This window comes from Marinobacter iranensis (genome assembly GCF_029207565.1).
Classification (GTDB): domain Bacteria; phylum Pseudomonadota; class Gammaproteobacteria; order Pseudomonadales; family Oleiphilaceae; genus Marinobacter; species Marinobacter iranensis.
Genome location: NZ_JANCMW010000009.1, coordinates 1 through 16,635 on the forward strand (window position 1 = coordinate 1; position 16,635 = coordinate 16,635).

The 16,635-nt window shown below is 56.1% G+C and carries 6 protein-coding genes; 4 read left to right on the forward strand and 2 right to left on the reverse strand.

Annotation, left to right across the window (positions count from 1 at the left end; translation table 11 throughout):
* On the reverse strand, positions 1 to 9,968 hold a 9,968-nt coding region (locus NLU14_RS14080; protein WP_275707557.1), incomplete at its 3' end, for an Lcl domain-containing protein.
* Positions 9,969 to 10,614: 646 nt separating this feature from the next.
* Positions 10,615 to 11,463, reverse strand: coding sequence for a putative RNA methyltransferase (locus NLU14_RS14085; protein WP_275707559.1), 849 nt, complete (start codon positions 11,461 to 11,463; stop codon positions 10,615 to 10,617).
* 92 nt (positions 11,464 to 11,555) lie between these two features.
* Here NLU14_RS14085 and NLU14_RS14090 point away from each other — a divergent pair, with 92 nt between their 5' ends.
* The 4 genes from NLU14_RS14090 (at position 11,556) to NLU14_RS14105 (ending at position 16,598) form a co-directional block, all read left to right on the forward strand.
* Positions 11,556 to 12,293: a spermidine synthase gene (locus NLU14_RS14090; RefSeq protein WP_275707561.1), complete on the forward strand. Its 738-nt coding sequence runs from the start codon at positions 11,556 to 11,558 to the stop codon at positions 12,291 to 12,293.
* A 134-nt stretch (positions 12,294 to 12,427) separates the two neighbouring features.
* Positions 12,428 to 14,530, forward strand: coding sequence for a NosR/NirI family protein (locus NLU14_RS14095; protein WP_275707563.1), 2,103 nt, complete (start codon positions 12,428 to 12,430; stop codon positions 14,528 to 14,530).
* 121 nt (positions 14,531 to 14,651) lie between these two features.
* The gene (locus NLU14_RS14100; RefSeq protein ID WP_275707564.1) at positions 14,652 to 15,257 is read left to right on the forward strand and encodes a TetR/AcrR family transcriptional regulator; all 606 of its coding nucleotides are present in this window, start codon (positions 14,652 to 14,654) and stop codon (positions 15,255 to 15,257) included.
* A gap of 30 nt (positions 15,258 to 15,287) precedes the next feature.
* A complete protein-coding gene (locus NLU14_RS14105; RefSeq protein ID WP_275707566.1) occupies positions 15,288 to 16,598 on the forward strand; it encodes an NAD(P)/FAD-dependent oxidoreductase in 1,311 nt (436 codons plus the stop codon).
* The last annotated feature ends 37 nt before the right edge of the window (positions 16,599 to 16,635 follow it).

Consider the following 16,635-nt stretch of genomic DNA (forward strand, 5'->3'; position numbering starts at 1 on the left):
AGGCGGCCGTTGCCGTCGTAGGTGTAGCTGGTGTTGCCCTGGCTTTGCAGCTGGTCACCCAGGTTGTAGCTGGCGGAAACACCCGAGACGCCTCGCTCGGTGCTGGTGGCCAGGGTGCGGTTGCCGTTAGCGTCGTACTGGTACTGCTCCACCAGTTGGCTGTTCTTGGTCACCTTGGTCAGGCGGTAACGGTTATCGTACTCATAGCCGTACTGGTTGACGGTGCCATCCGGCAGGGTTTCGGTCTTGCCAACGATCTGGCCAACGCTGTTGTAGGTCAGGTCGTAGTCGAAGGCTGCGGTTTGATTCAGCTCAGTGCCGACGTCGGTGACTTCCCCATGGCCGTTATAGCCAAATGTTTTGGTCAGGGTGCCGTCGTCCAGGCTTACCGGCAGGCCATTCCCCGCATGGCGGCCGATGGTGAAGCCGTGGATGCCGGTTAAGAGGCCGTCCCGGTCATAGGTCAGGTTGGTGCTGTCACCGGCATAGGTGATCTGGCTGACCTGGAAGTTGGTGTTGTGCTCGTACTGGATACCTTCGTTGAGCTCACCCTGGTACCAGGTTTCCTTCAGCAGGCTGCCATCCCAGGTGTAGGAGAGGGTTTCACTGCCTTCACTGACCTGGCTGAGCTGGTCGCCATGGTGGTAGTCGTAGAGGATCGGCCCTTCCGGCGTGTCGGTCCGGGTCAGACGGTTCTGTGTGTAAGTGTGTTCCAGACGTTCGCCGGATGGCAGTTCAACGGCGGTCAGGCGACGATCACGGTCGTACTCGTATTGGGTCGACTCACCCAGCGGGGTGGTTTCCGAGGTAACCCGGTTGATGCCGTTATACGTGTTGTCGTGATCGGTCGGTGTTGGCACAACGAGTGTGGTTCGGTTGCCATTCTCATCGTACTCACTAAGCGTGGCATGGCCATCCGGATAGGTGACCTTGGTTACACGGCCAAGCAGGTCGTACTCGTAAAGCGTTTGCTTACCATCAGCGGCCGTGATCGCCGTTACCTGGCCGCGGCCTTCGCTCGCGTAGCTGTAGGCCGTGCTCCGGTCGCCCACCGCCTGTTCAACAAGGCGGCCACGCTGATCGTATTCAAACACGGTGTCCAGCATTCCGGCCACGGAGATGCCCTGGGTGAGCAGGGTGTCCGGGTCCACCACTTCGGCAACCACCCGGCCTTCGGCCGAGGTCTGGGTCAGGGTGCCGGCACGGGCATCCACCTCTGTGGTGCTGACATCACCGTTTACATCCGTGGTGATGGTATAGCGGGTGGTATCGGCACCGTTCTGCCCATACATCTTCGTCATGGTGGTGGTGCTGGAAAGACCACTGGGCTGGGTTATGGTGATAACGTTGGGTATTTCCTGCAACGTCTTGGAATCCAACACCTTGTCCACAACCGTGGTTACGCCGCCGTACGATGTCGTCTGCTGAAGTTGATCCGCCCGCAGAATATCCACCAGCGTGGAGCCATTCTTGTAGGTGATTTCCTTGCGAACATCCCCGTTTTCCAGCACTCGGCGCACCGTCTGGTACTGATTACCCTCGGCCGTGGTGTAGCCGTATTCATTGTGCCCGATACCCACCCTGGTATCGAAGAAATCCCACTGGCCGCCTTCCGGATCCCGCGTCTGATAGACGCGGCCATGTTCATCGAATTCATGGGGGTAGCTGTAGCCGTTGGGGTCAACCTTCTCGGTCAGCAGGCCGCCAGCCTGATAGAAGAACTGGTAGTCGCTACCGTCTTCGTAGGCCAGGGCACTGAGGTTATTCTGCTCATTGACAGTCAGTTCGGTCACCTGGCCATCCGGTGCCACAATCCGCTGCGGCTTGCCTTCGGCATTTCGCTCAATGGATATGACGTTGCCGAAACGATCGGTAATTTCGTTGAGCTTTCCGTTTTCATTGTAGGCGAACTCAACTAGGGTTTTACCGCTATCCAGGTCTATGGTGGCAATGTGCTTACCGTCGCTGTCGAAGCGATAGGGCATGCGGGATGCGTTCGCTGCGTCCCGAACGCAGCGAACGCTGTATTCATCGGTTTTGCTGAACCGCTCGCTGTTGAAGCTCGCGCTTTCGATTGCCCAGGCCTGGTCGTCATCCTGGAAGTTGGTTGTGGAGCTCCAGTAGGGCTTGCGAAAGCTTGCGCCGGGACTCCAATACTCTCCATCCGGGATGACCATGTCGGTCTGATGCGCAAAGATGTCATTTGGCAGAACATAGAGCAGTTCATTGATGTTCGGCAGGCGCCAGTCCTCGAATCCTGCGAAGCTGGAGGCCTCACAATGCTGGATGCTGGCCTCCCAACCCAACTTGAGGCTGGTATTTTCCGGCGCGTCCTGCCACATCAACCCATTTTCCTGGTCAACCACCACATTCTGACTGGCATCGCGTTGTAACCCCTGGACATAACGCTCATCGATTGGCTCACCACGCACGCACATAACCGGCTTCAGATATTCATCCGGATTGGCCGAATTCTGGTGCCAGAGGTTGGTGGCGCGGTTCAGGCTGTAGATAGCTGGCCCGACGTTAGCGCCGGACTTTTCGATGTTGTAGCCAACTTCCTTAGCCGTGGGCAGACGCCAGCCCGACCCCGGCCCCACTTCCACTTCCACTTCGCAGTACGCTTGAGCGTCTGCTTTGGTGCGGGTTTCATACGGCTGGTCAACAAATTCCCATTCCAGTCCCGTTACCTTGTCCACCAGAATGCCCTGGTCATTGACGGTGTAATCAATGCTACTGCCACCGCTCTGGTAATAGCCGTCATCGCCGTCGACCAGACTGTAGGTGAGTCCCGTCTTGAGGATCAGGGACTGGGTTTCAACATCAACCACGCCACCATTGCCAAGGTAGACTTGCCCGGCCGGGTCGAATTCGTGAACGTTGGAGAGCGACCAGCCATTGGCCAGTTGCCGATCAAAACTGTTCTTGAATGACACACCCCGGGTTTGCCAACTGGTGTAGTTCTGCCTGCCCGGTACCTGGGTCACGCTGTCGCCCGTGGTGGCCCATGCCACCGGGAACTCGGAGAGTTCACGGTCTTCTTCCGCCGCATTGCCGGAGCTCAGGTACAGCGCAGGGTATTCGTACCCGATGGAAACACGGCCACTGACCATGCCCTCCGGGCGCACACCATCAATCCGCGTGCCGTCCCAGATAAATTCCACCTCGGTATTTTCCGCCGGTGCCAACTCGCGCTCAAATACATGGCCGGCCACTTCGAGCTTCACGAACATTCGTTCCAGGGTGGAGGGAATGCTATCGCCACTGACCTTGATGCGGGCTTTGTGTTTATAGCCTTCCGTTCTCTGGCTGGAGTAGTGCAGGGTCAGGTTAGTGCCCGCAATGGAGATGTCCTCATGGAAAGTTTGCTGATAAGGCTTAACATAGGAACCGGTGCATTCGGTCTCTTCATTCTGCTCATCTTCTTGCTCCAGGTCCGTATCCAACTCAGTAGGCGCTTCGTCTTCGCTGGAGCCCCAGTTGTAGTCTTTGGTAGAGAAGTGGTTAAAGCTACCCCACCAAAACGTCTCACCCGGCTCATAGCCGCCCAGCCCCAGTGCGTCGTCTTCTGTATTTCCGTTACCATTGAGATCATCCGCAACACCATCTCCGGTGTAGTCCACGCCGTCGATGCTTCCATCACCGCTCTGATCCAGTGCCTGAACCACAACGCCGTTCGATGAGGCTACCCACTCGTTTCCAAGCCGGTCGAAGGAACCGATCGGTACGATCTCACCCACCTGGAAACCAAGGAAGTTGTCGACGAACATCACAACGTCGTTGTCGAATACAACGCTGTCGCTGTAGTGAACGCCAGCCACGTGCAAATCCGTGGCATAGGTGAAGGCTGTTTCTCTGGGCAGCTCACCCGACATGGAGGCCGGGGTTTCAAATTCGGTGGCGCTCAGCAGGAAGTCTTCCAACTCCCGGGTGCTTCCATCCGCGGAATGAACCGTCGCGGAAGTAATATCGTTGAAGACCACCGTGGCCCGGCGCTCACCGAACTCATCGCTGATGATTGTGGATTGATGTACCTGGGGTTCAGCGGAGGCAATATCGATCAATGTTTGCTTGCTGTCGCGCTGCAGTAGCATTACGCCTTCAAGGTTTGACCACCCACCTGACGCTCCAATCGTTGTGCGCTGAACCACCAGGTATCCAGGCTTTTCGTACACTACGGTCTGCTCGCCGGCAGGCCCAGCAATAATAAATCGACCGTCGTTGCCGGTTGTTGTCGTCCCGAGCTCTGGCCGATTCAGGAACGAAGCCTGTACGCCCTCGACCGGCTGGCCCTCCCGATCCCGAACCAAACCGGTGTAAACCGCCATGGCCATCGGGTCATACCCAGCTACCGATGCGTTCTCCGGTACATATTCAGAGATGGCCTCAGCGTCGGTACCCTCAAGATTGCTTGTATCCGTTGCTTCTCCCACCCGCACGAAGAGACGATTGGATTCCAAACCATTGATGCGCGCAAAAACCTGCGCCTGGCCGGATTGTTCGGCCGTAATCGAACCGCCGTTCACCGAGATGATGGAGCGGCTATCCGCAATAAAGCTGGAATACGGCGTGAAATCGCTTTGATTACCATTGTCATAGACACCTGTAACCTGAAGCGAACGGGACTCTCCTGGCACCATCATTAGCGTACTGGGTTCTACCCTGATCTCGCTCAGACCGTTTGTCTCTATCAGGGACTCGTCGATGTCCAGAATATGGGCGGTATTACAACCCTGGGCTGCCGAAATGTCCGTGGTAGTCGTGGCTCCCAGATCCCACTGGTCGTTCTGATCCACAGTGTGGAAAACGGTCACGTAACCATGGGTTTCGGGGGATGGTTGGCCCGGCCCATAGTTGCCCCGGGCGATTCCGAACCCGATCAGACCTTCTTCAGTCTGCAGCCCACTGTTTTCGTTAAGGCGAGTCTGTAGGACATGATCCCGGTGACCCCAGGCCGGACCTGTTGCCCAGTCAAAGTCTTCAAACCAGTCCTTGTCCTGATACACCCACCCGAAGATGGCAAGCACCAAGGCTTGATCTACCGTGTACGCCTCAGTACTTTCAGCCCCTGAGGCCACGGACTCGTTCCTCACATGACTATCGCGATGGCCGGCAATATAGGCGTTCACGTCCAATCGGTCACTGGGACTTAACCCATCATTGTAGTGACCAATAATCTCGTTACGGCTCTGGATATAATCTGCGTAACCTTGGGCTACAGAGGCAACTTCATCGGCCACACCTTCATACGGTTTGATGCCACGAGCTGTCCGCTCAGCATTGATCAGGTAAAGCCCCTTTTCCTGAACCGTCATACCGTCCCAGGTTTCCTGAGCCGGCATGATCAGGTATTGGAAGACCGAAGGGTCTTGAGAGCGGGCGAAGTTAAAAGCGCGCTGGATGTCCTCAACCGTTGCGGCATCATTGCCCAACCAGTCCAGGTCACTCGCGGGATACAACTTATCGTAACCACGATCATCAGTAACCGTCTGTAGAGGGCACTGAGCCAGCTCGCGTGTTTCCAGGACTTCAATAGTCACCGTTGTGGAATCAGTAATCCCCAAATCGGTGGTAACAACCAATTCAGCCGTGTAAGTGCCTGGCTCAAGGGAGTCAACAGGAGCATATGCCGTTTCCGAAACCAGCTCACCATCGATGTACCACTGATAGCTCAATGTCCCTGACGCAACAGAACTGCCGCTGCCATCAAGGTGAATCCGGGTATCGGTATAACCGGAAACCGTCTCCGGCGCTGCAGCAACCGGCTGATGCCCGACGTTCACTGAAACAAGCTTATGCCCCAACAGACCAGAATCGTCCTCAACTTCAAGCCGGTATACCCAAGCACCGACAGCAAGATCGCTAAGCTGGAGACTTGGATCCTCCCCCAGCAACTGGCCACTGTCATTGTCGAACCACCGGTACGCCACTATCTGGCCGTCGGCATCGGAACTCCCTGAACCGTCGAGCGTAACCGTGCCTCCCTCGACAACCGTATGGCTATCCTCGGCCACGGCGACAGGAGGAACCTCATTGATGGTGACCTCCACAGGTGTCGTCATCACCTGGCCATTGGCGTCGGTCACCTCCAGGGTGTACATCCAGGTTCCTGTGCTCAAGCCACTCAGAACAAGAATTTCCTCGGTTCCGATCACATCACCGGTTGTCTGGTCGATCCACTTGTAGGATGTGATGCCGCCATTGGCAATGCTCTCGCTTGCGTCAAGAATCACGTCCTGACCGAGCCGCACCGTCGATTCGCCGTTGATAATGATTTCCGGTGGAGGATTAACCGTGATGATGATTGGCTCCGGATAATCCTGTGACAAGCCGTTGTTGTCTGTCACTGTCAAACGAAGTTCAAGCTGGCCCGGGTCCAGACTATCCAGTTCCAACACAGGAGTGTTGCCAAGCTCAATGCCGTCCGCCCGGTTATGCCACTGGAAGGAAACGATAGAGCCGTCCGCGTCGAAACTGCCCGTCGCATCCAGTGTAAGCACTTCGCCGAAATTGACTGAATCAGGGATGTTTTCAACCCTGGCTACGGGTTCAGCATAACTGCGCACACATCGAAAGGGGGAGCTGCTTTGCTGATTGTAGTCTTCTTGGTGCACATGATTGACCACCAGACCAGACGCAATTTCGCTTTGGTACTCGAAGCGCCAGAACCTCGTCAGATCCTCCAGAAGATACGGATAACGCCCCCATACCGTTGGCGTAGATGAGCTCCAATAACGAACATCGGGCACATTCAGGAAAACATCGGAAGGATTGTCTTCCGTGACAAAATGATCAAACTCCTGCATCACTGTCTGAGATTCATTGAAGTTCGGCAAACGCCAGTCCGAATGCCCGCCCAACTGAAGCGCCTCACAACTCTCTAACGCTGCTGTCCAGGTTGCACTATTCACCAGAACCTGGGCATCATCTTGCCACATCAACCCATTGGCACGGTCGACAGTGATGTCATGCCCCGAAGGTTTGAAAAAGTCGGTCTCAAAGCGCTGGTCTCCACTCACACAGCGAACACTGGCCCCCATGGTCCCTTCCGCCCAAAGCTCGCCCGTATCGAAGTTAACTGTGCTGTTGTAGTGGGTTAAGCGACCATAACTATTTCCGTCGTCGGCAAAAAATTCATAGCCCGTATGTTGGAAAGCCGGGTTGATAAGATTGGTGCCATAGCCGGAGCGATGGTGTTCCAGCAAAAACACCAGCTCGAGTCGGTTCGGTAAACGCCAGTTATCAATACCTCCATGCACAAGATTGCGGCAGTACCCCGCAGCCGTCCCCAGGCGATCAATATCTACGTCAACATGATCCGTATCTTCCCAAACGAGCCCGTTCACCCGATCCAGGACGATGTTTTGCGAATCGTCTCTCTCGAAAACCCTCGGAGTTCCTGCTTGAATTGTCGCATCGTCCAGAGGGTGCACCGGAATACGATAGCCGGTCATCGGCAACCGAGACATTCCTTCAGGCAGGCTTTCTACATCGGTAAAAGGCAAAACGGTTAACTGAAACGATTGCGTAACGCCTGCTCCATAGATATCAGATGCTTTAATCACCACATCGTGAGTGCCTACTTTATCGGCCCCTGGGGTCCACACTACGGCACCATCGTTGGCAGACATTTCCGGTGGTCCGTCTACTATTTCCAGTGTTAGATCTCCGCCATCAGGGTCGGACACCAACACCTCATAACGATATGCCAACCCTTCAAATGCTCGTTTGAGCGGCGCACCCAGAAACACGGGTGGCCGGTTCGGATCCTTTACTTCTATATCGAACGTCTGTGAGACAAGTGCACCTCGCTCATCTGAGACAGTCACTTCAACCTGGTGAACGCCCAGATGAGAACGACTGGGGTTCCACCAAAGAAAGCCCACGGAAACATCTATTGTCATTCCTTCCGGCGCTTCAGTGAGGCCGAAACACAGCTCATCGTTATTCGCATCTACAACGCGAACAGGGTACTCATAGCTTTGAAGAGCCCAAGCCTCTACTACTGGACTTGAAGTGATAACCGGGATCTGATTGGTCTCATTCATTTGACTCGCAGTCAGTCCATACCCTTCTGCACCGTCCATCTTCGGATTTGGCGAGCAGCTATCGAAGGAAGCACCCGCAACGACCATATTAAACGGATCGTCTGGCGTAACAGGTTCTGGGGAATCGTGCGGAACAGGCGGCTCAGCATTAAACATCTCGAACAGTTGGTAGTAGCCAATCTCCCCGCCGTCTGCGAACTGAATGGAATCGATCGTATTCTGTCTGATGAAAAACTGGTAGACACGGACTTCACTGTCGTTCTGGCTATTACCGAGGATCAGGTCATCAGCAATCCGCGAAAACGTTACATCGGAGGAAGCTATTCCTTCCGAGTAGTACAGTGTATTTTCGCCTTCGTAGGCGATAATGAATTTTTTGCCTGAGTCGGGCCCAATCTCGAAAGTGACGCCTTCAACCGCGTGTTCCCCGGTGAAGCCCGTACCGCTGTACCCGTACCCTATCCGACCTATTAAGTAGTCATCCCCGCTCAGTCCCTGAAGCACCTGAGTGCCCATCCTTGGTATCAGAATATCTGCATCTGCGGTGCCCACCAAAGGGCCACCATCTGCTTTTCCGGCTGCCAGGTTAAGGGACTGGGCTATAGTCGTTGGAGACGCGACACCAAATGCCTGGAACAACTGAGCACTGGTGAGTTGGCTGCCACTCTGAAACTCAAGTACCGAAACGGTATTCTTGACGGTAAAAAAGCGTTTAATGGTCAGGGCTTGGCCGTTTGAACCAATATTCAGAACGAGATCATCTCCCGCCTTCATCAAACCGCTGGCAACGTCTGAGTACGAGATACCATCAAGGAATTCAACGACGTTTTGGCCTTCCACATCATGGATTACATCGCGTCCTTCATCTACATCAATCCAATAACGGTCACTTGCTGGCCCACCAATCAGGAAGTCGTCGCCCGCACCTCCAGTAATTAATGTGGCTTCGGCGCTTGCAACGAGCACATCCGCATAGTCCGTACCGGTCAGCTGAATGAGCTCTGGCCACTCGCTACCTGGATCCCCTCCGTCGCCTGTACCACCACCGCCTGTTCCATCACAGTTTTCAGTCGCTGGATCGCACTCACCATCCGGTGGTGGAGTATCACCGCTACCATCATCACAGTTATCGGGGTCAGCATCTGGTTCGGAACAGAGAGGCAAGTCTCCCTCACCCCCGCCATCTCCCGGCTCGCTCCCATCGCCACCCAGGTGCGTTCCGTCAACAATCATCTGAAAAGGTGGCGCCTGTGCTGGTTCAGGCACACCAAAAAGATTAATGACCTGATCAGCGGTTATCTCCCCACCATTTTCGAAACGGATAGCTGATACCGTATTTTGACGTGCGAAGAATTTATAGATTCGAACTTTGTTGCCTTCCTCACCGTTGCTGAGGATTAAATCGTCCCCGGCTTTCGTCAGGTTTGAAGCAACGTCGTTAAAGGAGATTCCATCAACAAACAAGACAACGTTCTGGCCTTCATAAGCGATAATAAAGTCTTCACCGTTGTTACTACCGATTTCAAAGGTGACACCATTTGCACGACCTATCAGAAAGTCGTCACCCTCTTGCCCCTGTAGTGTTTCAGTGTCCTCAATGGGTACCAGGATGTCTCCAACCAAAGACCCCGTTAATAAAGGAACACCCTCTTCTCCCATGTAGGGCACTTTGGACGGCTCTGTCTCTGTCGGTGCACTTAGTCCGAATACCTGGAACAACAAGGAACCGGGAATCGTTTCACCGGTTGAGAACTGAAATTCGTTGATCGTTCCCGCAATGGAGAAGAAACTTTTTACCGTCAGGCTCTGGCCGTTCTGACCTATGTTCATGATCAGGTCATTGCCAGACTTCGTTAGGCCACTGGAAACATCTCCGTAGGCGATTGAGCTGGCGAACTCAACATCATTTGTGCCTTCCACGGCGTATAACGTGTCCTGACCGTCCCCGGCTGAAATCACGTACTGATTATTGCCAGGACCTCCCACCAAAAAGTCGTCTCCGGTGCCAGGTACAACTCTTGAGTCCGAACCGCCAACAATTATGAAATCGTCGCCCGCAGTTCCCTCAATGACATTGTTTGAATCAGCAGTAACGAAAGCACTGAACCAAATAGCTGGAGTAATGACGAGAAGCGCAGGAATGGCAAATCGGAGCAGAAGTTTCATGACGGGAATCTCTGACTACAGTGACTGGGAACATAAAAACGCAATGCTGATTCACTTCATGTAGTCAAAGAGATGTTCTCTCCGAAACAGGAAGTAGCGGCATCTAGCCTGACGAAAGGGTCAGGCTTTCCCGAAAAGTCGGGACGACAAACATTGCCGAGAACTGAAATTTCCCCGATGCTTGCGGTTCAGGTAGTTCAGGAATGGGAGAGGTACATTTGCTGTGAGGCAGCACGAAGACACTTCGAAGAGGCATAAAACTAGCTCCAAATCCTTCTGGCGTATTTCCCTGGACATTAACGAATGTCCATATCCAACTTAGAACACGAACTCCTATCCCGCAATGATTTTACAAAGACCTTTTATTGAGGCGCCCGGAAACGTGAACCGCGTCACAAATTCAGAGCCCGCGCCATACAAACCGGGCCACCCTCACCTCCACCGTTACCGTCAGCGTGATCAGGGCTTCAGCTTTGCTCCGGCCTTCCGCCGACGCCCGATAAAGATGCGGCGTCATCGCCAGCAGGTCGGCAATGGCGCCCTGGTTGTCCAGGGTCAGTGAGTAGCGAACCGTTTCCGTATCCACTATCGAAAAGCCATCCGGAGCCTCTGCCGCCACTGGCTTCTCCGGCTTGAGTGACGGATAGATAATCTCCCGCAGTTCCCGCAGGTGATTAGGGCCCGGGTCTGCCTGGATCAATACGCCGCCGGGTTTCAGCACGCGGGCAAACTCAGGGTACACGGGAAAGCCGAACAGGCAGAGCACGCGATCCAGGGTGCCGGGTAACACCGGCAGGTTGGCGTTACTGCCCACTACCCAGCGCGGGCGTTTGTCCTGTTTCGCGGCCGCCAGGGTTGCCCATTTGGAGATATCCAACCCTATCAGCGAGAGTGGCGTGTCCGTGTTTGCAGCCGCCAGTTCCCGCAGGTAATAGCCTTCACCGCAGCCCGCATCGAGGCAGGCCAATGTTGTGGTTTCAGCGGTCGCACCTTGCAGGACAGCGGTGCTCACGGCCTGCGCGATGGGCTGGTAGTAACCGGCATTCAGGAAGCGTTGACGAGCGGCCACCATCGCCTTGCTGTCGCCGGGGTCGAGCGAGCGCTTCTTCTGTACCGGTAGCAAATGCAGGTAGCCCTGGCGAGCCACATCAAAACTGTGGCCGGCCGGGCAACGCCAGCAGGTTCCGGTTTGGGTCAGAGTGTCGCCATCCAGCGGGCAGGCGAGGGCGTCGAACGCTTCGGTGCTCATGGGCTGGTGATCTCCGGCGTCATTGTCCGGCTTGAGAACCAGCGGGCAAATGCCCAGAATAGCGACGCAACGATCATACGAGGAAGGCCATCGTGAAGGGCGAGATTATCCATTATACCCGGGACGCACTCGGTGGCATTCTGGTGGTCGACTATCGCAAACATCGGGTGATGACCTTTGATTCGGTGTTCGAACAGAGCAAGATAGACCGTCGCAGACCCCATCTTCCCGTCCATGAATACAGCCGCGCGATGCTGTTACCCGTAGCCTTTACGCAGCCAACCCACGTCACCGTCCTGGGCCTGGGTGGCGGCGTAATGGCCAGCGCGCTGCTGCACCTGCTACCCGACTGCCAGGTTCATGCCGTGGAACTGCGCCCCAGGGTGCTGGAAGTGGCCCGTGAATATTTCAGCCTGCCGCACTCGACCAACCTGACGGTGACCATCGGTGATGCCCGGGATGCCCTCGGCAAGGCGGCGAACGAGAGCACTGACCTGATCTTTGCCGACATGTACAACTCCGATCGCATGAGCCCCACGCAGGCCCAGCGGGAGTTTATCAGACAATGCAGCCGGGTTCTCAGCAGCGCCGGCTGGCTTGCCATCAACTATCACCGCACGCCGGACATCAATGGGCCGCTGTTTCGCCAGCTCCGTGGTGAGTTTGCGGCACTGCTGCTGTTCAAGAGCAAAACCAATAATACGGTGATCTTCGCCAGCAAACGCCCCTTCGAGGCCCTGCATACCAAAGACCCTGCACTGGCGGTTCTGGAGAACACCCTGCCCATTGACTGGCGCCGCCTGATGGCGAGGGTAATCCGCCTGACCTGAAGGCGCATCGGCCATTCCCTTATCCCTGTCTACTCACAAAGTACCACTTCCCCGGCCCTCAGGTAGCATTGTGCCCGGCCCGTAAATCCCTAGCATTGAGGTGACAAACAACAAGAAAACTCTGGAGAAACACCATGCCCGGGCGGCTGTTGCTGCTGTTGTTGATTGTCTGCTTCTTACCCGCCGCCCATGGCGCGCTGGACGACGACAAGCGGGCGTTGATCCAGGAGCTTTTCCCCAAGGCCACGGACATCCGTGACAAGGTACCGGGTTATCCTGTGTACCCGGTTTACCAGCTGCAGGAGTTGATCGGCTACGCCTACGAGTCCGTGGACCTAAGCCCACTGCAGGGTTTTGCCGGGAAGCCCGTCAGCATGCTGATCGGGCTCGACACTCGCGGCCGCTTCACCGGCGTTCGTATCCTCAATCATCACGAACCGGTTTTTCTCCACGGGCTGGGCGAGGAACCGCTGCTCAGTTTCATCGATCAGTATGAGGGCCGTTCACTCACCGAGCAGATAATTATCAACACCTCCAATTCCCGCACGGGCAAAGACACGGACGGCAATGTGGTGCGCTTTGATGGTGTCAGTAAGGCCACGGTATCGGTACTGATCATCAACGACACCATCCTCTCGTCGGCTCTCAAGGTGGCCCGGGAAAAACTCGACGGGTTTACCCAGGCGCCCCCCACCCGGGCCAGAACCGACTTGTATCAACCCCTTTCCTGGCAGCAACTGCTTGACCGTGGCTACATCGGCCACTGGCAAATCAGCCCGGAGGCCATTGAGGAAAAGCTGGGCAGCCCGCTGGCGGACTATCCCGATGCACCCAAGCCGGAGCCGGGCGAACCTTTCACCGAGCTTTACTTCGGTTACATCAATGCGCCGATGGTGGGCCGCAACCTGCTGGGCGATGAAGGTTTCAACCGGCTGCAGGAAAAGACAGGGCCAGAGGCCCAGGTACTGGCGGTGATGTCCCGCGGCCTATACCCACACCTCTCCGATGATTTTACGCCGGGAAGCTCTCCCGAGCGGCTGGGGCTGCAGCAAAACAACCTGTCATTGGACATGCGGGACCTCAACATGTTCGACCAGACCATCCGCATCAATGCCGATGGCATACCGGATATGGCCACCGCGACCCTGTTCCGGGTTGGTGGCAACGCCGGCTTCAATCCCGGCGCGGACGCCACTCTGAAGTTGGGCGTCACACTGCGCAAGAATCATCTGGTGGCAGACAGTACCAATCTCGACATTCCAGTGGCCTTTGCAGGCGAGCTGTTCGAGACCGTGGAGGTCGCTCCCCGGCCGGAAGACAACCGCCAGCCGGTATGGATCGGGCTCTGGAAAGAACGCTGGCTGACGATTTCCATACTGGTCCTCAGCCTCACAATTCTCACGGTGTTTTTTGCCCGTCAACGTACCCTGAGCCGATACCCGAAACTGGTGCACCGTTTCCGCTGGGGCTTTCTGTTCTTTACCCTGTTCTTTATCGGCTTCTATGCCCAGGGACAGTTGTCGGTGGTGAATATCTACACCCTGTTGCTGGCCATCTGGGATGGCTTTTCCCTGAATGTGTTTCTGCTGGACCCGGTGTTATTCATTCTCTGGACCTACACCTTCGTAAGTCTGTTTGTCTGGGGCCGTGGTCTTTTCTGTGGCTGGCTGTGTCCCTTTGGCGCGCTTCAGGAAATGGCGGCCTGGCTGGGTGAAAAGCTGAAGTTCCGGCAATTGAAGGTGCCGGAGAACTGGCACCGCCGGCTGATTCTGCTGAAATACCCGATTCTCCTGGTGCTGCTGGGTACCGCGTTTTATTCACTGGCCCTGGCGGAAAAACTGGTGGAGGTGGAACCCTTCAAAACCGGCATCACACTCTTCTTCGTGCGCTATTGGCCCTTCGTGGTCTACGCCGTTGGCCTGCTGGTGATTGGCATGTTCATCCACAAATTCTACTGTCGCTACCTATGCCCGCTGGGGGCCGGGCTGGCGGTGCTGGGCAAGCTGCGACTGTTCAGCTGGCTGGACCGGGTGGAACTGTGCGGCAAGCCCTGCCAGCACTGTAAGAACAGTTGCGGCATCAATGCCATCCATAAGGACGGGCGGATCGATTACGATGAATGCATCCAGTGTCTCGAGTGTGTGGTGATACTGGCGGACGAAAACCAGTGTGTGGACAAACGGCTGGCAACAAAACGCCGGCGGCAGGCAGACATACTGGCCACGGATGCGGGCTGACTCGCATCTTTGTATTGAAGGGCGTTCGGCCGCCATCCCAAGGCCATACCCCCACCTGTTTCTGAGCATTCAATCAAGTTATGATTGCGGTGTTCTCAACCATCAGATGTTGGTACCGCCAATGGCCAGAAGCGCTCGCTACGATCGACAAACCGCCCTGGAAAGGGCGATGAACCTGTTTTGGGAGCGGGGTTACGGCGGCGCCTCCATGAAGCAGATCGAACAGGCCCTGGACATGCGACCGGGCAGTATCTATGCAACGTTCGGGAGCAAGGACGGGCTGTTCACTGAGGCCCTGGCCACCTACGCACAATCGGCCGGCGCAGAGTTCCGCGAACACCTTGCCGCGTATTCCTCGATACTGGATGGATTGCAGGATTACCTGCGTCGCCTCGCCCGCCAGCCAGGCACGGAAGAAGCATCACCGGCACGGGCCTGCATGATTGTGAAAACCCTGCTGGAAGCAAGCAACACCAACCCGGCCATGGCGAACCAGGCAAACATGCTCCTGAGCGCTATTGAACAGTCTCTTACGGAGTTGCTGGAGCAGGCAAAAACCCAGGGCGAACTGAACCCGGATACCGACTGCGCCAGGCTGGCACGGCTGCTCCAGGCCCAGCTTATCGGCCTCCGGTCCTTCGCACAGCGAAACGTTCAACCGGAACATGTCACCGGGCTCGCGGACGACATGGCAGCCATCCTGGACCAGTTTCGCGCCCGCCACTGAGTCTTATCTTTATTTCAGGAACCCCTTGCTATGGAAAACCTGCATCACATCGTCGTCGTAGGCGGCGGCGCGGGCGGCCTTGAACTGGTCACCCGCCTTGGCAACAAACTCGGAAAAAAACACAAGGCCCGCATTACCCTCGTAGACGCCGGTCTGACGCATGTCTGGAAACCCCTGCTGCACGAAGTGGCCTCCGGCTCTCTGGATGCCAGCGCCAACGAAATCAACTACCGTGCCCACGCGCGCAAGCATCACTATGAGTTCCAGCTTGGGCGGATGAGCGGCCTCGACCGCGGCGCCAGGGAAGTTGTCATTGCCCCGTTCCTTGACGAAGACGGCGACGAAGTCGTGCCGGAGCGACGCATTGGCTACGACACCCTGGTCATTGCCGTGGGCAGTACCGCCAACGATTTCGGAACGCCCGGCGCCCAGGAGCACTGCCTGTTCCTGGACAGCCTGAACCAGGCCCGGCGCTTCCATAACCTGCTGCTCAATGCGTTTTTGCGCAAGAACCACGAAGCCCAGTCCGGGAATGGCCATGAACTGCCCATTACCATCATAGGGGCCGGTGCCACCGGCGTTGAATTGGCTGCGGAACTGCGGTTAGCCTCCCGGGAACTGCCAATCTATGGCATGAACCACCTGCGGCCGGACGATGTTTCCATCACTGTCATCGAAGCGGCGGACCGTATCCTGCCGGCACTCCCGCCAAGGCTGTCCGACGCGGCAACCCGGGAACTGGCGCACCAGAACGTCAAGGTAATGACCGGGCAACCGGTCAGCGATATCCGCGATGGCGTGGTGGTGATGAAAGACGGCACCGAAATCGACTCCGAAATGACCATCTGGGCCGCTGGCATCAAGGCGCCGGCCTTCCTGTCAAAGCTGGAGGGGCTGGACACCAATCGTGGAAACCAGATCAAGGTAAAGCAAACCCTGGAGGCCACAACCGACCCCGATATTTATGCCTTTGGCGACTGCGCCGAATGCCCACAGCCCGACTCTGAACGACCGGTGCCGCCGCGTGCGCAATCCGCCCATCAGCAGGCAGACGTGTTATTCAAGACCCTGTGCAACCGGCTTGAAGGCCGTGAGGCCGTGCCCTTTGTCTACAATGACCATGGCTCGCTGATCAATTTCAGCCGCTACACCACGGTTGGCAACCTCATGGGCAACCTGTCCGGCCGTACCATGTACATAGAGGGCAAGGTGGCACGATTGTTCTATCTTTCCCTTTACCGTATGCATCAGGTGGCCCTGCACGGCGTTCTCCGGACAGGCGTTATCTGGCTGATGGACCGGATAAGCCGTGCAATGCATCCGCGTCTGAAACTGCACTGACCCTGACGTTACCCTGTTATTATCGAAGCATATTCCC